Raw genomic sequence first — 17,978 nt, 5'->3', positions numbered from 1 at the left:
TCGTACTCCTTATTACCAACGGAGGTGCGGGCTGAGGGCATGTGTCCAGGTAGCTAGAAAAACCTGAAAACACCCAAAGAACCCCGCACCCGGTAACGGATGCGGGGTTTTTTTGTGCCTTCGGCGACGCCCACACAGCGGAGCCATGATGAAAAACCCCGACCAGCACAACGCCCCCGCCGGCGACGACAACGTAGCCGCCGACCGCGTGCGCATCTTCGACACCACCTTGCGCGACGGCGAGCAGACGCCCGGTTTCTCGATGGACCGGCGCGCCAAGCTGCGCATGGCGCAGATGCTCGAATCGCTCGGCGTGGACGTGCTCGAGGCGGGTTTTCCGCAGGCCTCGCCGGATGATTTCGCCGCGGTGGCGCAGATCGCCGAGTCGCTGAAATCCACCACCGTGTGCGCGCTGGCGCGCTGCCAGTCCGGCGACGTCGACAGCGCCGCCCGCGCGCTGGAGCGGGCACAGCGTTCGCGCATCCACGTGTTCATCTCCACCAGCGCGCTGCATCGCGAGCACAAGCTGGGCATGAGCAAGGCGCAGGTGCTGGATGCCGCGGTGGCCGCGGTGGAACAGGCGCGCGAACGCTGCCACGAAGTGGAGTTCTCCGCCGAGGACGCGATGCGCACCGAGCCGGAGTTCCTCGCCGAGATATTCGCCGCCGCCGTTGCAGCCGGCGCCAGCACGCTCAATGCACCGGACACGGTCGGCTACATGACGCCGGCCGAGATCGCCGAACGTTTCGCCTGGCTGCGTGCCCACGTCGCCGGCGCCGAACGCGTGGTGTTCTCCAGCCATTGCCACAACGACCTCGGCATGGCGGTGGCCAACAGCCTGGCCGCGGTGGAGGCCGGCGCGCGCCAGGTGGAATGCACCGTCAACGGCATCGGCGAGCGCGCCGGCAACGCCGCGCTGGAGGAGATCGTGATGGCGTTGAAGGTGCGCGGCGCGTACTTCGGCGCGGATACCCGCATCGATACGCGCAAGCTGCATCCCGCCTCGCGCCTGCTGTCGCAACTCACCGGCCAGCAGGTGCAGCGCAACAAGGCAATCGTCGGCGCGAACGCCTTCGCGCACGAGTCGGGCATCCACCAGCACGGCATGCTCAAGCATCGCGGCACCTACGAAATCATGCGCCCGCAGGACGTGGGCCTGGCCGAGACCAAGCTGGTGCTGGGCAAGCACTCCGGTCGCGCCGCGCTGCGCCAGCGGTTGCAGGCGCTGGGCCACGCGCCGGAAGAAGCAGCTTTGGACGCGATCTTCGCGCGCTTCAAGACGCTGGCCGACAAGAAGCGCGAGGTGCACGACGAGGATCTGGAAGCGCTGGCGCTGGGCCAGGACCCCGACGCGCTGGGTCCGTGGCGGCTGCTGCGTCTGGACACCAGCACGCACCTGGGTGCCGGCGCCTCGGCGGCGGTGAAACTGCGCCACGACGATGGCCGTGAAGCCGCCGAAGCGGCGATCGGCGACGGCCCGGTCGACGCGGTGCTGCGCGCCATCGAACGCGCCACCGACAGCGACCTGCGGCTGACGGATTTCCAGGTGCGCGCGGTCAGCGAGGGCGGCGATGCCCAGGGCCAGGCTCGGCTGGTCGCCCGCCATGCCGGCCGCGACTGGAACGGCGACGGCGTCAGCACCGACATCGTCGAAGCCACCGCGCAGGCCGCGCTGGCCATCGTCAATCGCATCGAACGACACGCGCCGGTCACGCCAGCGACCGCATCCCCAACCCCACGCAACACCAAAGCCCTGGGAGCCACCGCATGAGTACGCCCTTCGTCTGGCACAACGGCCGGATCAAGCCGTGGGCCGATGCCAACGTCCATGTCAGCACGCACGCACTGCACTACGGCTCGTCGGTGTTCGAGGGCGAGCGCGTGTACGCCACGCCGCGCGGGCCAGCCTATTTTCGCCTGGCCGAGCACACCCGCCGGCTGTTCGAGTCGGCCCGCGTCTACGAGATCGAGGTGGGCTACAGCGAAGACGAGATCAACGACGCGTGCCTGGAACTGATCCGCGCCAACGCGATGCCGTCGGCCTACGTGCGGCCGATCGTGTTCCGCGGCGCCGGCGGGTTGGGTGTGCTGGCAAGGGATGGCGCGCCGGTGGAGGTGGCGATCATCGCGCTGAACTGGGGCGCATACCTGGGCGAGGCGGCCGAGCGCGGCGCCGATGTCTGCGTGTCGTCGTGGAACCGTCCCGCGCCGAACACCCTGCCGAGCTGGGCCAAGGCCGGCGGCAATTACCTGTCCAGCCAGCTGATCGGGCTGGAGGCACGCCGCAACGGCTACGACGAGGGCATCGCACTGGGCCACAACGGCCTGCTCAGCGAAGGCGCCGGCGAGAATCTGTTCCTGGTGAAGCGCGGCAAGCTGCTCACCCCGCCGTCCAGCGCCGGCATCCTGGCCGGCATCACGCGCGATGCAGTGATCACGCTGGCCACCGATCTCGGCATCGCGGTGGAGGAGCGCGAGCTGCCGCGCGAGGCGTTGTATTCCGCCGACGAAGTGTTCATGACCGGCACCGCCGCCGAGATCACCCCGGTGCGTTCGGTCGACCGCAAGGCCATCGGCGCGGGCGCGCCGGGGCCGATCACGAAGGCGTTGCAGCAGGCGTTCTTCGGCCTGTTCGACGGCCGCACCGAGGATCGCTACCGCTGGTTGAGTGTGGTCAATGCAGTCGTCCCTGATTGTGGCCCAGCACCGGCTGGTGATCGCGCTCAGGGACGGGCGCACGAAGTGACGGAGGTCGCGGCATGACCTCACGGACCCTGTTCGAGAAAGTCTGGGACGCCCACGTCGTCCTCGCCGAAACCGCCGACACGCCAGCGGTGATCTACGTCGACCTGCACCTGGTGCACGAGGTGACCTCGCCGCAGGCGTTCAGCGAACTGCGCGAGCGCGGGCTGAAACTGCGCCGGCCCGATCGCATGCTGGCCACGCTGGATCACTCCACGCCGACCCTGCCCACGAATGCCGACGGCAGCCGCCCGTATGCGAACGCCGAGGCGCAGGCGCAGGTCGCGCAGCTGGAAGCGAACTGCCGCGAGTTCGGCGTCGAACTGCACGGCTGGGACAGCGCCGACCGCGGCATCGTGCACGTGATCGGCCCCGAGCTGGGCGCGACCCAGCCCGGCATGACCATCGTCTGCGGCGACAGCCACACCTCGACCCACGGCGCGTTCGGCGCGCTGGCGTTCGGCATCGGCACCACCGAGGTCGGCCACGTGATGGCCACGCAGTGCCTGCTGCAACGCAGGCCGAAGACCATGGCTATCCACGTGGACGGCCAGTTGCCGCCGGGCGTGGGCGCGAAGGATTTGATCCTGCACATCATCGGCACGATCGGTGTCGATGGCGGCACCGGTTACGTGCTGGAGTATCGCGGCGCGGCGATCGAGGCGCTGTCGATGGACGAGCGCATGACCGTCTGCAACATGTCGATCGAGGCCGGCGCGCGCGCCGGGCTGATCGCGCCGGACGAGACCACGTTCGCCTGGCTGAAGGATCGCCCGCGCGTGCCGCAGGGCGCGGCGTGGGACGCGGCGGTGACGAGGTGGTGCGCATTGCGCAGCGACGACGGCGCGCGATACGACCGCGAGGTGCGCATCGACGCCGGCGCGGTGAAACCCACCGTCACCTACGGCACCCATCCGGGCATGGCGATCGCGATGGACGCGCCGGTACCGGCGGCGACCAATGCGCAGGAACGCCGCGCGCTCGACTACATGCAGAGCACGCCCGGCCAGCCGATGCAGGGCACGCCGGTCGACGTCGTGTTCGTCGGCAGCTGCACCAACTCGCGCCTGTCCGACCTGCGCGAAGCGGCACGCGTGCTGCACGGCCGACGCATCGCGCAAGGTGTACGCATGCTGGTGGTGCCCGGTTCCGAGGCGGTGCGGCGCGACGCCGAGCGCGAAGGCCTGCACCACGTGTTCACCGCCGCCGGCGCCGAGTGGCGCGTGCCCGGCTGCTCGATGTGCATCGCGATGAACGGCGACCTGGCGCAGCCGGGCCAGCTGGTGGTCTCCACCTCCAACCGCAACTTCGAAGGCCGCCAGGGCAAGGGCGCACGCACCGTGCTGGCCAGCCCGGCCACCGCCGCCGCATCGGCGATCGCCGGGCGCATCGCCGATCCGCGCGAGTACCTGGTGGAAGTGGCGGCATGAGAGGCAGGAGCGAGGGTAGAGGAGTGAGGAGTGAGAGAGAGCACGAGCCGCATACCGGCGATTTCTCTTTGCACGCACCCGCTCTCCGCCCTTCTCTCACTTCTCACTCCTCTCCACTCACTTTTCAAACGAGCCAGCCATGAATCCCATCACCCGCCTCCACTCCCGCACCGCCGTGCTGGCCGACGAGAACATCGACACCGACCGCATCATCCCGGCACGCTTCCTCACCACCACCACGCGCGAGGGGCTGGGCCAGCTGTGCTTCCACGACTGGCGCTACCAGGCCGACGGCAGCGACAACCCGGCGTTCCCGCTGAACCGGCCGGAAGCGCGCGGCTGCTCGATCCTCGTCGCCGGGCGCAACTTCGGCTGCGGCTCCTCGCGCGAGCACGCGCCGTGGGCGCTGCTGGATTACGGCATCCAGGCGGTGCTGTGCAGCGAGATCGCGGACATCTTCCGCGGCAACGCGCTGAAGAACGGCCTGCTGGCGATCGTCATCGACGAACTGGAACACCGCTGGCTGCTCAAGCACCCCGGCATCGAGCTGGCGATCGACGTGCGCGAGCAGTACATCGCGCTGCCCGACGGCGGCCGCATCCCGTTCCGTCTGGAACCGTTCGCGCGGCACTGCCTGCTCAACGGCGTCGACCAGCTCGGCTACCTGCTGCAGCAGGGTGAGGCCATCCATCGGTACGAACAACAGGAGCAAGCGGCATGAAGGCACGCATCGTCACCCTGCCCGGCGATGGCGTCGGCCCCGAGGTCACCGCCGCCGCGGTGGCCGTATTGAAGACCGTGGCCGCGCGCCATGAGCACGTGTTCGCGTTCGATGAACAGCTGATCGGCGGCATCGCGATCGACGCCACCGGCGAACCGTTGCCGGCCGCCGCGCTGGCGGCGTGCCAGTCCGCCGATGCGGTGCTGCTGGGTGCCGTCGGCGGTCCGAAGTGGTCCGATCCGAACGCATCGGTGCGGCCCGAACAGGGCCTGCTGGCGCTGCGCGCCGCGCTCGGCGTGTACGCCAACCTGCGCCCGCTGCAGGTGCATCCGGCACTGGCCGACCTGTCGCCGCTGAAGAACGACAAGCTGAAGCACGTCGACGTGCTGTTCGTGCGCGAGCTCACCGGCGGTGCCTATTTCGGCGCAAAGACGCGCACGGCCGACAGCGCCACCGACGAGTGCAAATACACCGTGGCCGAGATCGAGCGCGTGGTGCGCCGCGCGTTCGAGCTGGCGCGCGGGCGCCGCCGCCATGTCACCTCGGTCGACAAGGCGAACGTGCTGGAAACCTCGCGGCTGTGGCGCAGCACGGTGCAGCGCATCGCCGCCGACTACCCCGACGTCAAGCTCGAGCACCAGCTGGTCGACTCGATGGCGATGCTGCTGCTGACCCAGCCGAACCGCTACGACGTGGTGGTCACGGAGAACCTGTTCGGCGACATCCTCACCGACGAGGCCGCCGCGCTGGCCGGCTCGCTGGGCCTGCTGCCGTCGGCCTCGCTGGGCGACGGTCGCCGTGGACTGTACGAACCGATCCACGGTTCGGCACCGGACATCGCCGGACAAGGCGTGGCCAATCCGGTCGGCGCGATCCTTTCCGCCGCGCTGCTGCTGCGCCATTCGCTGGGCCTGGAAGCCGAAGCGGCGGCGATCGAATCGGCGGTCGAGCAGGTGCTGCGCCACGGCCCGCACAGTCGCGACATCGGCGGCAGCGCCGGCACCGACGAGGTGCGCGATGCAGTGATCGCCGCGATCGACGAGCACGCCGGCAGCGCCGCCGTGTTCTTTGCCGGAGCACGCGCATGCGGCTGATCCGGCCAGCTTTCCCCGGCGGGCACACGGACGTGCCCGCATTTTCTGCCGCCCCCTGCGCGCATGCGACATGGATGGCTCCTGCACGCCGCGATGGCGCCGACTCCCTCGCCATTCCGTCGACCTCCCTCGCGCGCAGGGGGCGCTTTTCCATTCGCTGCCAATCGACTTCATGGCGAGCACCCACCCCTCATCCGCCCCTTCGGGGCCCCTTCATTCGGGCCATCCCTGGCCCTCACCCTGCGGGCGGCTGGCGCCGTGCAAATCGGCCTTCCTGCCGATTTGTCTCCCCGTCAAGGGAGTTAGTCCTTCGGAGCTTTCTTCATGCGCAGTGACCTGATCAAGAGCGGCCCCGACCGCGCGCCCGCCCGTGCCATGTTGCGCGCCACCGGCCTGGACGACGCCGCGCTGAAGAAGCCGCTGGTGGCGGTGGTGCACACCTGGTCGGACGTCTCGCCGTGCAACCTCAACCTGCGCGATCTCGCGCAGGCAGCGATGGAAGGCGTGCGCGCTGCCGGCGGCACGCCGGTGGAGTTCAACACCATCGCAGTCACCGACGGCATCGCCATGGGCACGCCGGGCATGCGCTATTCGCTGGTCAGCCGCGAGGTCATCACCGACTCGATCGAGGCGGCGGTGGAAGGCCACCTGTGCGACGCCATGGTGGTGCTGTGCGGCTGCGACAAGACCATCCCCGCTGCCGCGATGGCAATGGCGCGGCTGGACATCCCGGCCGTCGCGCTCTATGGCGGCACCATCGCGCATGGCCTGCACAAGAACCGGCCGATCACCATCCAGCAGGTGTTCGAGGCGGTGGGCGCGCACGGCGCAGGCAAGATCGACGACGCGGAACTGCACGCGGTGGAATGCGACGCGTGCGGCGGCGCCGGCGCCTGCGGCGGCCAGTTCACCGCCAACACCATGGCGATGGTGCTGACCACGCTGGGGCTATCGCCGATGGGATTGAACGACATCCCCGCCACCCACCCGGACAAGCTCGCCGCCGCGCGCCGCTGCGGCGAGCTGGTGATGGACTGCCTGCGCGAGGGGCGCACGCCGCGTGCCCTGATCAGCCGCACCGCGATGCACAACGCCGCGCGCATGGTCGCGGCCACCGCCGGCTCCACCAACGCGGTGCTGCACCTGCTCGCGATCGCCCGCGAGGCCGGCGTGGACTGGTCGCTGGAGGATTTCCAGCCGGCCACCGAGGCCACCCCGGTGATCGCCGACCTGCTGCCCTCCGGCCGCTACACCGCGGTGGAGATGTTCGACGCCGGCGGCGCCGCGCGCGTGGCGCAGGAGCTGGTCGAAGCCGGCATGCTGATCGACGCGCCCACCGTCACCGGCCGCAGCCTGTTCGCGGAGGCCGCCGCCGCGCCACGCTTCGCCGACCAACCGGTGATCGCGCCCGTGAGTGCGCCGCTGAAACCGCACGGCGGCTACTCCATCCTGTACGGCAACCTCGCGCCGGACGGCTGCATCCTGAAGATCCCCGGCAAGCACGGCCCCGGCCACGGCGGCACCCGCTTCGAGGGCAGCGCACGCGTGTTCGAGAGCGAGGAGGCTGCCTTCGCCGCCGTGCAGGAAGGCCGCATTACGAAGGGCGACGTGGTGGTGATCCGCAACGAAGGCCCCGCCGGCGGACCCGGCATGCGCGAGATGCTCGGCGTCACCGCCGCGCTGATCGGCCGCGGTCTCGGCGACGACGTGGCGCTGATCACCGACGGCCGCTTCTCCGGCGCCACCCACGGCTTCATGGTCGGCCACATGGCGCCGGAAGCCGCCCGCGGCGGGCCGATCGCGCTGCTGGCCGACGGCGACCGCATCCGCATCGACGCGCTCGCCCGCGAAATTTCCACCGACGCCGACCTCGCCGCGCGCCGCGCGCGGTGGCAGCCACCGGCACCGAAAGTCAGCCGCGGCGTGCTCGCCAAGTTCGCCCTGCTGGTGGGCTCGGCTTCCGATGGCGCCACCACGCAACCCGCCTCACCCGCACCGCACACCACCATCGCATCCAACCAGGGAGTCACCGCATGAGCAGCCCCAACACCCTCGCCTCATCCCGCATCGCCGTGCTCGGCTACGGCAGCCAGGGCCGCGCGCACGCGCTGAACCTGCGCGATTCCGGCCTCGACGTGGTGGTCGGCCTGCGCCCGAACGGCCCGACCTGGCACAAGGCGAAAGCCGACGGCTTCAAGGTGGCCGAGCCGGCCGAGGCGGTGAAAGGCGCCGACCTGGTCGCCGTGCTCACGCCCGACATGGTGCAGCCCGCGCTGTACAAGGAAGCGATCGAGCCGAACCTCAAGCCCGGCGCCGCGCTCTTGTTCGCGCACGGTTTCAACGTGCATTTCGGGCAGATCGTGCCGCGCGCCGACGTCGACGTGATCCTGGTCGCACCCAAGGGCCCCGGCGCGCTGGTGCGCAGCGAGTACGAGCGCGGCCGCGGCGTGCCGTGCATCTGGGCGGTGCACCAGGACGTCAGCGGCCAGGCCGAGGCGAAGACGAAAGGCTACGCCGACGGCATCGGCGGCGGCCGCGCGATGCTCATCAAGACCGACTTCAAGGAAGAGACCGAGACCGACCTGTTCGGCGAGCAGGCGGTGCTCTGCGGCGGCGCCAGCGAGCTGGTGACCAAGGGTTTCGAGACCCTGGTGGAAGCCGGCTACCAGCCGGAGATCGCCTATTACGAGGTGATGCACGAGCTGAAGCTGATCGTCGACCTGTTCTACGAGGGCGGCCTGGCCAAGATGCTGCAGTTCGTCTCCGAGACCGCGCAGTACGGCGACTACGTCAGCGGCCCGCGGGTGGTCGACGCCGGCGTGAAGGCGCGCATGAAGGAAGTGCTCGCCGACATCCAGGACGGCACCTTCGCGCGCAACTGGACGGCCGAATACGCCGCCGGCCTGCCGAACTACAACCGGCTCAAGCAGGCCGACCTCGCGCATCCGATCGAGCAGGTCGGCGCGAAGCTGCGGGCACAGATGCCGTGGCTGCAGCCAAGCGCACCGAGGACCGTCGTCGAGCCGCTGAAGAAAGCCGGTTGAATCCCCGCGGGTCGGCCGGCGCTTCGCCGGCGACCCGAATGACTTGTCCCGACATCACGAGGTTTGCCATGAAACGCTTCCACATCGCCCTGGCCGTTGCCGACCTGGACGCCTCCGTCGCCGATTACAGCGCCCGCCTGGGCCAGCCGCCGCACGCGCTGGTTCCCGGCAGCTACGCCCTGTGGCGTACCGACCAGCTCAACTTCTCGATCAGCCGCGAACCCGCGCACGCCGGACAGTTGCGCCACGTGGGTTTCGAGGACGACGACGCGCGCGGCTTCACCTGCGAGGCCGACGTCAACGGCATCGCGTGGGAGAACTTCTCCGCCGTGGCGCAGGAGCTGCGGATCATCTCGACCTACGGCGTGCCCGTGCACCAGGGCGCCGCGGAAGAACTGATCCGCAACTGAGCCGCACCTCTTCGACCCGCCGGCCCGACCGGCACCGCCAGGAGTCATCGTGACCACCTCTTCCCCACCCGCCAGCGCGGCCGTCGCCGTCGCCCATCCCTCACCCATCGCGGTGCCGGCCAGCGGCGCCGAGGCGATCGTGCAGGTGCTCGCCGACGAGGGCGTGGAGGTGATCTTCGGCTACTCCGGCGGCGCGATCCTGCCGGTGTACGACGCGGTGTTCCGCCACAACGCCTTGCACCCCCGCGAAGACGGCGGCGAGTCGATGCCGCTGGTGGTGCCGGCCAACGAGCAGGGCGCCGGGTTCATGGCGGCCGGCTACGCGCGCGCCTCGGGCAAGGTCGGCGTGGCCATCGTCACCTCCGGCCCGGGTGCGACCAACATGGTCACGCCGGTGCGCGACTCGATGGCCGACTCGATCCCGCTGGTGGTGATCTGCGGCCAGGTCGGCACCGCCTCGATCGGCAGCGACGCGTTCCAGGAGGCGCCGGTCAGCAACATCATGGGCGCCTGCGCCAAGCACGTGTTCCTGGTCACCGATGCGGCGCAGCTGGAGGCGACCGTGCGCACCGCGTTCACCCTGGCGCGCAGCGGCCGCCCCGGCCCGGTGGTGGTGGACGTGCCCAAGGACGTGCAGAACGCCGCGATCGACTGGCACGGCAGCGGCGAACTGCTGCTCGGCGGCTATCGCTCGCGGCTGCGCACGGTGGAGCAGGCCAGCCTCTCCGACACGGACTGCGCGGCGTTCTTTGCCGCGCTGGCGCAGGCGCGGCGACCGCTGATCTACGCCGGCGGCGGCGTGATCGCGGCGGAGGCCAGCACGGCGCTGCGCGACTTCGTCGACGCCTTCGGGCTGCCGGTCACCACCACCTTGATGGGCCTGGGCGCGTTCGACACCGCCGACCCGCGCGCGCTGCACATGCTCGGCATGCACGGCACCGCCTATGCGAACTACGCGGTGGAAGACTGCGACTTCGTGCTGGCGTTGGGCGCGCGCTTCGACGATCGCGTGGCCGGCGTGCCGGACAGGTTCGCGCCGGGCGCGAAGTTCATCGCGCAGATCGACATCGACCCGGCCGAGATCGGCAAGGTCAAGCGCGTGGACTGGCACCACGTCGGCCCGCTCACGCGCGCGCTGGAACGGCTCACCGCGTACGGCCGCGCGCACGCCATCGCGCCGCAGCTCTCCGCGTGGCATGCGCACGTGGCCGGGCTCAAGCGCACGCACGCCATGGACTACGACCGCGCCAGCGCGCTGATCCAGCCATACGCGGTGATCGAGGCGCTCAACCGCCACACGCAGGGCCGCGCAATCATCAGCACCGGCGTCGGCCAGCACCAGATGTGGGCGGCGCAGTACTTCGATTTCCGCGCGCCACGGCATTGGCTCACCTCCGGCTCGATGGGCACGATGGGCTTCGGCCTGCCCGCGGCGATCGGCGCGCAGTTCGCGCACCCGGGCAAGCTCGTGATCGACATCGACGGCGACGCCAGCATCCGCATGAACATCGGCGAGCTGGAAACCGTCACCACCTACGGCCTGCCGCTGAAGGTCGTGGTGCTCAACAACAGCGGCGACGGCATGGTGCGGCAGTGGCAGCGGCTGTATTTCAAGGGTCGCTTTGCCGGCTCCGACAAGAGCCTGCACAAGAAGGATTTCGTGCTCGCCGCGCAGGCCGACGGATTCGCCTGGGCGCGACGACTCGACCAGCCGGCTGCGCTGGAGGCGACCGTCGCCGATTTCCTCGCCTTCGCCGGCCCGGCCTTCCTCGAAGTGGTGATCGACCCGGACGCCGGCGTGTACCCGATGGTCGGCCCCGGCGCCAGCTACGCGCAGATGATCACCGGCGATTTCATCGCCTCGCGCAAGGCGGCAGCCGTGGACGAAGGCGCGACGTCGCACATGTTCTGAGCTTTTGATTTTCCCTTCTCCCTCCGGTGACCGCAGGGAAAGGGACCACCCACGGAGCATCGCCATGAACCACACCCTGTCCATCCTGCTGCAGAACGAAGCCGGCGCGCTGGTGCGCGTGGCCGGGCTGTTTGCCGCGCGCGGCTACAACATCGACACGCTGACCGTCGGCCCCACGCACGACCCGTCGGTGTCGCGGCTGGTCCTCACCGTGCAATGCGACGAGGCCGGGCTGGGCCGGATCATGCAGCAGACGCGCAAGCTGGTGGACGTGCTGCAGGTGGCGCACCCGGCCGCCGCGCTCGCCGCGTGAATGCAGCCGCGCCACTGCCGCTCGACGGCGACGACGCCCTGCTCGCGCAGATCCTCGGCGCCCGCGTGCATGACGTGGCGCGCGAATCGGCGCTGGACGAGGCGCCGTTGCTCGGCGCACGGCTTGGCCGGCGCGTACTGCTCAAGCGCGAGGACCAGCAGAGCGTGTTCTCGTTCAAGCTGCGCGGCGCGTACAACCGCATGGTGCAGCTGGATGCGGCACAGCGCGCGCGTGGCGTGATCGCCGCCTCGGCCGGCAACCACGCGCAAGGCGTGGCGCTGGCCGCGGCGAAGCTGGGTATCCGCGCCACCATCGTGATGCCGGTGACCGCGCCGCAGGTGAAGGTGGATGCGGTGCGCCGCTTCGGCGGCGCGATGGTCGAGGTGCTGCTGGCCGGCGACTCCTACAGCGAGGCCCAGGCCGCCGCCGCGCAACTGCAAGCCGAGCGCGCTGCGGTGTTCGTGCATCCGTTCGACGACCCGGCGGTGATCGCCGGCCAGGGCACCATCGCGCTGGAGATCCTGCGCCAGCACCCCGGCCCGCTGCAGGCGGTGTTCGTGCCGGTCGGCGGCGGCGGCCTGCTCGCCGGCGTGGCCGCGTGCATCAAGGCGCTGCGGCCTGCGGTGCAGGTGATCGGCGTGCAGGCGGCGGATTCGGACGCGATGGCGCGCTCGCTGGAGCGCGGCGAGCGCGTGGTGCTGGACGAGGTGGGCCTGTTCGCCGACGGCACCGCGGTGAAGCAGGTCGGCGCGCTGACCTTTGCGCTGTGCCGGCAGCACGTCGATGCCATGCTGCGGGTGGATGCCGACGCGATCTGCGCGGCGATCCGCGACGTCTACCACGACACCCGCAGCGTGCCCGAGCCCGCCGGCGCACTCGCCCTGGCCGGGCTGAAGCAGTACGCCGCCGCGCACCCCGGCGACGACGGCACGCTGGTGGCGATCGTCTCCGGCGCCAACATGAACTTCGACCGCCTGCGCTTCGTCGCCGAGCGCGCCGAGCTGGGCGAGCAGCGCGAGGCGGTGTTCGCGGTGACCATCCCGGAGGAGCGCGGCAGCTTCCGCCGCTTCTGCGCCACGCTGGGCCGGCACCAGATCACCGAGTTCAACTACCGCATCGGCGACACGCACAGCGCACACATCTTCGTCGGCGTGCAGATCGCCAGCCGCGCCGAACGCGAGGCGCTGGTCGCCGCCTTCCATGCGCAGGCCTTCGCCGTGCTCGACCTCACCGACGACGAACTGGCCAAGCTGCACCTGCGCCACATGGTCGGCGGCCGCTCGCCGCTGGCCCGCGACGAACTGCTGTACCGCTTCGAATTCCCCGAACGCCCCGGCGCCCTGGTGCACTTCCTCGACCAGCTGCACCCGGACTGGAACATCAGCCTGTTCCACTACCGCAACCACGGCGCCGACCACGGCCGCATCCTGGTCGGCCTGCAGGTGCCGGCCGCCGAACACGCCCTGTTCGCGCGGTTCCTCGCCACGCTCGGCTACCCGCACGTGGACGACAGCGCGCACCCGGCCTACCGCTTGCTGCTGCGCACGTGAGCGGGAAGCGTCCTGCGGACGGCCGAAGGATGGGCGGCTAGAACAGGTCGATGCTGCCCGCGGCGAGGCCACGGCCGAGTGCGCCGCAGGCGCCGAGTTCCTCGTAGCCGCGCACGCCGTCGCGGCCGTGCTGCTTGACGAAATACAGCGCCTGGTCGGCGCGGTCGAGCGCCACGGCGGGGTAGTCGTGCGCGCCGATGCGCGAGTAGCCGATGCTGATGGTGACGTGACCGACCAGCGGGAAGGCGAAGTGGGCGACGTGCGCGCGGAAGCGTTCCAGCACGCCGTGCACGGTGACCTCGTCGGTGGCGCTGAACAGGGCCACGAACTCCTCGCCGCCGAAGCGGAACAGCACGTCGCCGCGACGGAAGCAGGCGCGCATCTGCTGTGCCAGCAGCAGGATCACCTCGTCGCCGTAGACGTGGCCGAAATTGTCGTTGATGTGCTTGAAATGGTCGATGTCCACGATCGCCAGCCACACCTGCGCCGCCTCGCCGGCCGGCGCCGCGCGCTGCTCCTGCGCGGGCGGAACGGCATGCGGATACGGCCGCAGCGGCGTATCGCGCAGTTGCAGCATCCGCTGCAGCTGGCGCTCCAGGCTGCGCCGGTTGTACAGGCCGGTCAGCTTGTCGTGCTCGCTCTCGTGCAGCAGCGCGGTGTAGTTGGCGTAGATGCGCGCGAAGCCGTCGATCAGCGACCGGCTGCGCAGCGGCGCCAGCGCGCTGTCCAGTTGCAGCGCACCGATCGCATGCCCTTCACGCACGATCGGCACCAGCTGGCGATGCAGGCCGTTGCGGGTTTCGGTCTGCGCCTGCATGTCCTGCAGGCAGCGATGGATCGGGCCCAGCGCCGCACCCAGGCATTCCGGTTCCAGCGGATGCACCTGGTACGCGCCGACGCTGTCGGGCGAGCAGCACACCACGCTTTCCAGCGCGCTGTCCTCGGGGAAGCACTTGGCCAGGGTCACGCGGCGCGCACCGGTCAGTTCGGCCAGGGTCAGCACCAGGCTGTGGTCCAGCGCGTCGAGATCGCGGTGATGGGTGAGCGCCGCCAGCGAATCGAGCACGCGCCATTCGTCGGGCGCCTCGACGGTCGCCGGCCGCGCCGTCAGCACCTCGCTGCACGGGTCGGCCAGCTCCAGGCTGTCTTCCTCGATGAATTCGTGCTCGATCACGGACACTCCCGGCGCCACGCGCCCGGACTCGGTTGCGGGGACCCGACTGGGCCCTCCAGTGTCGGTATCGGCCCCGCGGGGGCAGTCTTTAGCGCGGGATCAGGCCATCCCGCCGTTTACCCCGATCACCTGGCCGTTGATGTAGCCGGCCGCCTCCGAGCACAGGAACGCCACCAGTGCCGCCACTTCCTCCGGCGTGCCGGCGCGCTGGGCCGGCACCAGCTCGCGGATGCGTTCGGGCGGGAACGCGGCGTCGGCCATGCGCCCCTCGATCACGCCAGGCGCGACCACGTTGACGGTGATCCCGCGCGAGGCCATTTCGCGCGCCAGCGATTTGCTGGCGCCATGCAGCGCGGCCTTGGCGGCGGCGTAGTTGGTCTGCCCGCGGTTGCCCAGCAGCGCCGCGACCGAGCTGATCGACACGATGCGGCCGAAGCGCGCGCGCGCCATCGGCAGCAGCAGCGGCTGGGTGACATTGAAGAAGCCGTGCAGGCTCACGTCGATCACCCGGTGCCATTGCTCGGAGCTCATCCCGGCCATCGGCGCGTCGTCGTGGATGCCGGCGTTGTTGACCACCGCATGGATGCAGCCCTCGCCGAGCAGCACGTCCAGCGCCGCGCGGGTGACCTCGGCGTCGCTCACGTCGAAGGCGGTGGCCTGCGCACTGCCGCCGCCGGCGACGATTTCGCCGACCACCGCCTCGGCGCGATGCAGGCTGCGGTTCGCGTGCACGATCACGTGGTAGCCGCCGCCGGCCAGTGCCTGGGCGATGGCGCCGCCAAGCTCGCCGCTGCCACCGGTGACCAGGGCGCGTCGCAGGGAGGTGGGAGTGGGCATGGGCGACCTCGAATCAGGATTGGGGGTGGATCACCGCGGCGCGGCCGCGGCACAGCAGGCGGCCTTGGTGCTCGACGCGGAACGCATACTGGGCGCCGCCGTCGTCGGCGTACAGACATTCGGCATGGACGTCCAGACGGCCATCCAGATGGTCGACATGTTCCGCGAACAAGTCCACCTCGCGCAGGCTGACCAGCCGGCCGGGGCGCACCGTTTCATGGCCCCGCTCGCGCGCCAGCAATGCGCCATGCACGGCCATCGCCTGTGCACCGTACTCGGCCAGGTGCACCGCGTGCAGGCCGTGCCCGCCGCGCAGCGGGTTGTCCAGGCGCGCGTGGCCGGCGCTGATGGCGTGGATGCCGCGCTCGTCCCACGCGAGTACCGCATCGAGCAGGCACATGCGGCCGGCGTGCGGGATGAGGTGGGCCCAGTCAGTCTTGTCGAGCATGCGGCGCCATCAGGATCGACAGGCAGAAGTGGAACGCCACGCCCAGGCTCACCGTGAGCCCGATCGCGCGCAACACCGGAATCGTCGCCCACGCCAGCATGCCGAACACCAGCAGCGCGGACAGCACGCAGACCAGGGTGGCGTGCAAGGTGCGCCGCTGCTCGGCCGGGTCGCCGGTGTCGCGCTCGAAGAACAGCGCGTAATGCAGGCCCAGGCCGCCGGCGAGGATCAGCGCGACCAGGTGGAACAGCGAGATCTCGATGCCGGCCACGCGCTCGACCGCGAGCACCAGGAAGGTTGCCAGCGTCATCGGCGCCAGCACGTGCCAGGCGCGGCGCGCGCTGCGCAGGGCGACCGAGATCGTCACCACCAGCAGCAGTCCGGCCGCCAGCAGCGCCTGCAGGATGCGCGTGCGATAGGCGGCCACCAGCGATTCGGAGGCGGCCTTGAGATCAAGCAGATGCACCGCGCCGCCGCGGTCCGCGCCGAGCGTCTGCAGCGCGGCGACGTCATGCACGCCGCTGACCGTGGCCAGGCCCAGCCAGTGGCCATCGCGCTGCACCAGCATCGCGGCCAGGCGCTGGCCCAGCGGCGTCTGCGCGTAGCGCTCGGGCGTCAGCGGCGGCAGCGCGCGTGCGGTTTCCACGTCATCGACGAACGGCTGGAACAGGTCGGCGCGGAACGGCATGCCCTGCAGCGCCCCGGCCAGCGCATGTTCGAGCATGGCGCGATCGGGCAACTTCTGCTGCCGCGCGCGTTGCTGCGCCACCGTGGGCAGGTAGCGCGAGGGCAACTCGATCGCGTCGACTGCGTGCCGCTCCACCAGCGCATCGGCCTGCGGTTGCAGCGATTGCGACAGCGCCAGCACGCCCTGCTCGGTGGGTGCCTGCAGCAACAGCAGGTAACGCACGTCCGGCGCACCCAGCGCTTGGCGCAGACGCGCATCGTGCTGCAACAACGCGCTCGGCACCGGCGTCAGTGCAGCGAGGTTGTTCTGCCAGAACGGGCCCGGCGCCAGCGCCAGCATCGCAGCGATCGCCAGCGCCACCAGCAGCGGAATCCAGCGCGGGCGCGGCAGCCGGTCGAGCCAGCCGCGAGCACGGATCAACCAGCCCATCGCGGCCACGTCGCGCACGCGCCGCGGCAACAGATGCGGCAGCAGGTAGCGCGTGCTCAGGCCCGCCACCAGCAACCCCACGATGGTGAATACCGCCAACTGCTGCAGCCCGGCCACGCCGGAGGCGTAGAACGCCAGGTAGGCGATGCAGGCCGAGGCGATCGCGGTGAGCAGCAGCGGCCACAGGTCGCGCACGCTCTGCAACGCGTCCTCGCCGGCGCGGCGGTGGCTGAGCACGCGGATCGGGTATTCCTGCGCCACGCCGAGCAAGGTGAAGCCGAACGCCAGGGTGATGCCGTGCACTTCGCTGAACACGAGGGTGAGCGCGGCGATGCCGGCCAGTGCAGCGCTGGCGATCGGCAGCGCGGACAGCAGCAGCGAGCTCACGCTGCGATAGGCCAGCAGCAGCAGCGCGATGAACCCCACGGTGGAGATGCGCCCGATCCAGTCGGCCTGGTGCCGCGTCTGCGCGCCGATCACCACGCTGAAGTAGCCCGGACCGCTCAGTTCCAGCCGCGCGTCGGCACTGCCGGGCAACGCGTGGAACGCCTCGCGGATGCCGTCGATCGCCTGCTGCTGCGCGCCGGGGTCGAAGCCGGCGGCCACGGTCTGCACCAGCAGCAACGCTTCGTGCTGCGGGGTGAACCACACGCCGTCGCGCAGCTGGGGCGATTTCGCCGGCGCCCAGCGCTCGGCCAGTTTCAGCGTCTCCAGCGTGGGATCGCGCGGCAGCAGGTTCTTCAGCAGGCTGGCGGCCGGCGAGGAGAGGTCGTCCAGCCGCTGCTGCAACTGATCGGCGAGATAGGCCTCGTCCAGCGGCTGCGTGTCCAGCGTGGGCGAGAGCAGGTAGCGATACGGCAGCAACCGGGGATCGAGCGACGCGAGGTCGAAGCTACCGTTGAGCACCTGGCTGTAGCGCGCGTCCTTTTTCAGGACGGCAGCGAGGCCCTGGCTCAAGCCGGCCAGTTGCCCGTCGGAAGCGCCGGAGATCGACAGCAGCAGCAGGCGCGAACCCGGCCCCTCGCCCACCTGCTCCATCAGCAGGCGCTGGTCCGGCGTGGTCGGCGCGGGCATGAAGCTGCGCAGGTCGCTGCTGACGTGCAGGCGTTGGCTCACGATCCAGCCGAGTCCGGCCAGCGCCAGCAGCCAGGTGACCAGCAGCGTGGCGCGGGCGCCGCGGTGCATG

15 protein-coding genes are annotated in these 17,978 nt (G+C 70.5%); 11 read left to right on the top strand and 4 right to left on the bottom strand.

Features of this window, described 5'->3' with window-relative positions; all coding sequences use genetic code 11:
• The first annotated feature begins 148 nt into the window (after positions 1-148).
• The 11 genes from ACVCL3_RS12035 to ilvA all read left to right on the top strand — a co-directional run bounded on the left by ACVCL3_RS12035 (position 149) and on the right by ilvA (position 13,216).
• Complete coding sequence (locus ACVCL3_RS12035; protein ID WP_447101405.1) at positions 149-1,771, top strand: 2-isopropylmalate synthase; 1,623 nt, start codon at positions 149-151, stop codon at positions 1,769-1,771.
• Positions 1,768-2,763, top strand: coding sequence for a branched-chain amino acid transaminase (locus ACVCL3_RS12030; RefSeq protein ID WP_447101404.1), 996 nt, complete (start codon positions 1,768-1,770; stop codon positions 2,761-2,763). The genes ACVCL3_RS12035 and ACVCL3_RS12030 overlap by 4 nt, the downstream gene beginning before the upstream one ends.
• Entirely contained in the window at positions 2,760-4,172 is a 1,413-nt protein-coding gene (gene leuC / locus ACVCL3_RS12025) for a 3-isopropylmalate dehydratase large subunit (RefSeq protein WP_447101403.1), read from the top strand. The genes ACVCL3_RS12030 and leuC overlap by 4 nt, the downstream gene beginning before the upstream one ends.
• Before the next feature lie 139 nt (positions 4,173-4,311).
• Positions 4,312-4,893 carry a 3-isopropylmalate dehydratase small subunit gene (leuD, locus tag ACVCL3_RS12020; RefSeq protein ID WP_447097800.1) on the top strand — a complete coding sequence of 194 codons (582 nt, stop codon included), beginning with the start codon at positions 4,312-4,314 and terminating at the stop codon, positions 4,891-4,893.
• On the top strand, positions 4,890-5,987 hold the full coding sequence (gene leuB / locus ACVCL3_RS12015) for a 3-isopropylmalate dehydrogenase (RefSeq protein WP_447101402.1): 1,098 nt from the start codon (positions 4,890-4,892) through the stop codon (positions 5,985-5,987). Before leuD ends, leuB begins: the two co-directional genes overlap by 4 nt.
• Before the next feature lie 324 nt (positions 5,988-6,311).
• A complete protein-coding gene (gene ilvD / locus ACVCL3_RS12010) occupies positions 6,312-8,024 on the top strand; it encodes a dihydroxy-acid dehydratase (protein ID WP_447101401.1) in 1,713 nt (570 codons plus the stop codon).
• Positions 8,021-9,031, top strand: a complete 1,011-nt coding sequence (gene ilvC, locus ACVCL3_RS12005; RefSeq protein WP_447101400.1) for a ketol-acid reductoisomerase — start codon at positions 8,021-8,023, stop codon at positions 9,029-9,031. Before ilvD ends, ilvC begins: the two co-directional genes overlap by 4 nt.
• A 68-nt stretch (positions 9,032-9,099) precedes the next feature.
• Positions 9,100-9,441, top strand: a complete 342-nt coding sequence (locus ACVCL3_RS12000) for a hypothetical protein (protein WP_395120596.1) — start codon at positions 9,100-9,102, stop codon at positions 9,439-9,441.
• A gap of 106 nt (positions 9,442-9,547) precedes the next feature.
• Entirely contained in the window at positions 9,548-11,353 is a 1,806-nt protein-coding gene (gene ilvB, locus ACVCL3_RS11995; protein ID WP_447101524.1) for a biosynthetic-type acetolactate synthase large subunit, read from the top strand.
• A gap of 64 nt (positions 11,354-11,417) precedes the next feature.
• Complete coding sequence (gene ilvN / locus ACVCL3_RS11990) at positions 11,418-11,666, top strand: acetolactate synthase small subunit (RefSeq protein ID WP_395120598.1); 249 nt, start codon at positions 11,418-11,420, stop codon at positions 11,664-11,666.
• A complete protein-coding gene (ilvA, locus tag ACVCL3_RS11985; protein ID WP_447101399.1) occupies positions 11,663-13,216 on the top strand; it encodes a threonine ammonia-lyase, biosynthetic in 1,554 nt (517 codons plus the stop codon). Before ilvN ends, ilvA begins: the two co-directional genes overlap by 4 nt.
• 37 nt (positions 13,217-13,253) lie before the next feature.
• On the opposite strand, the gene ACVCL3_RS11980 is transcribed toward ilvA, so the two are convergent.
• From ACVCL3_RS11980 to ACVCL3_RS11965, 4 genes are all read right to left on the bottom strand, one after another.
• Positions 13,254-14,390 carry a diguanylate cyclase domain-containing protein gene (locus ACVCL3_RS11980; RefSeq protein ID WP_447101398.1) on the bottom strand — a complete coding sequence of 379 codons (1,137 nt, stop codon included), beginning with the start codon at positions 14,388-14,390 and terminating at the stop codon, positions 13,254-13,256.
• 99 nt (positions 14,391-14,489) lie between these two features.
• A complete protein-coding gene (gene fabG / locus ACVCL3_RS11975) occupies positions 14,490-15,227 on the bottom strand; it encodes a 3-oxoacyl-ACP reductase FabG (protein WP_447097794.1) in 738 nt (245 codons plus the stop codon).
• A gap of 13 nt (positions 15,228-15,240) precedes the next feature.
• Positions 15,241-15,675 carry a phosphotransferase gene (locus tag ACVCL3_RS11970; protein WP_395120606.1) on the bottom strand — a complete coding sequence of 145 codons (435 nt, stop codon included), beginning with the start codon at positions 15,673-15,675 and terminating at the stop codon, positions 15,241-15,243.
• Complete coding sequence (locus tag ACVCL3_RS11965) at positions 15,659-17,977, bottom strand: MMPL family transporter (RefSeq protein ID WP_447101397.1); 2,319 nt, start codon at positions 17,975-17,977, stop codon at positions 15,659-15,661. Before ACVCL3_RS11965 ends, ACVCL3_RS11970 begins: the two co-directional genes overlap by 17 nt.
• Position 17,978 lies beyond the last annotated feature (1 nt).

The organism is Rhodanobacter sp. UC4437_H4 (assembly GCF_052978425.1).
This window is presented reverse-complemented; position numbering and strand designations above follow the sequence as displayed.

Coding starts and splice junctions, on each gene's coding strand:
- ACVCL3_RS12035 (WP_447101405.1), top strand. CDS start 149: ATGAAAAACCCCGACCAGCACAACGCCCCCGCCGGCGACGACAACGTA.
- ACVCL3_RS12030 (WP_447101404.1), top strand. CDS start 1,768: ATGAGTACGCCCTTCGTCTGGCACAACGGCCGGATCAAGCCGTGGGCC.
- leuC (WP_447101403.1), top strand. CDS start 2,760: ATGACCTCACGGACCCTGTTCGAGAAAGTCTGGGACGCCCACGTCGTC.
- leuD (WP_447097800.1), top strand. CDS start 4,312: ATGAATCCCATCACCCGCCTCCACTCCCGCACCGCCGTGCTGGCCGAC.
- leuB (WP_447101402.1), top strand. CDS start 4,890: ATGAAGGCACGCATCGTCACCCTGCCCGGCGATGGCGTCGGCCCCGAG.
- ilvD (WP_447101401.1), top strand. CDS start 6,312: ATGCGCAGTGACCTGATCAAGAGCGGCCCCGACCGCGCGCCCGCCCGT.
- ilvC (WP_447101400.1), top strand. CDS start 8,021: ATGAGCAGCCCCAACACCCTCGCCTCATCCCGCATCGCCGTGCTCGGC.
- ACVCL3_RS12000 (WP_395120596.1), top strand. CDS start 9,100: ATGAAACGCTTCCACATCGCCCTGGCCGTTGCCGACCTGGACGCCTCC.
- ilvN (WP_395120598.1), top strand. CDS start 11,418: ATGAACCACACCCTGTCCATCCTGCTGCAGAACGAAGCCGGCGCGCTG.
- fabG (WP_447097794.1), bottom strand. CDS start 15,227: ATGCCCACTCCCACCTCCCTGCGACGCGCCCTGGTCACCGGTGGCAGC.
- ACVCL3_RS11970 (WP_395120606.1), bottom strand. CDS start 15,675: ATGCTCGACAAGACTGACTGGGCCCACCTCATCCCGCACGCCGGCCGC.
- ACVCL3_RS11965 (WP_447101397.1), bottom strand. CDS start 17,977: ATGCACCGCGGCGCCCGCGCCACGCTGCTGGTCACCTGGCTGCTGGCG.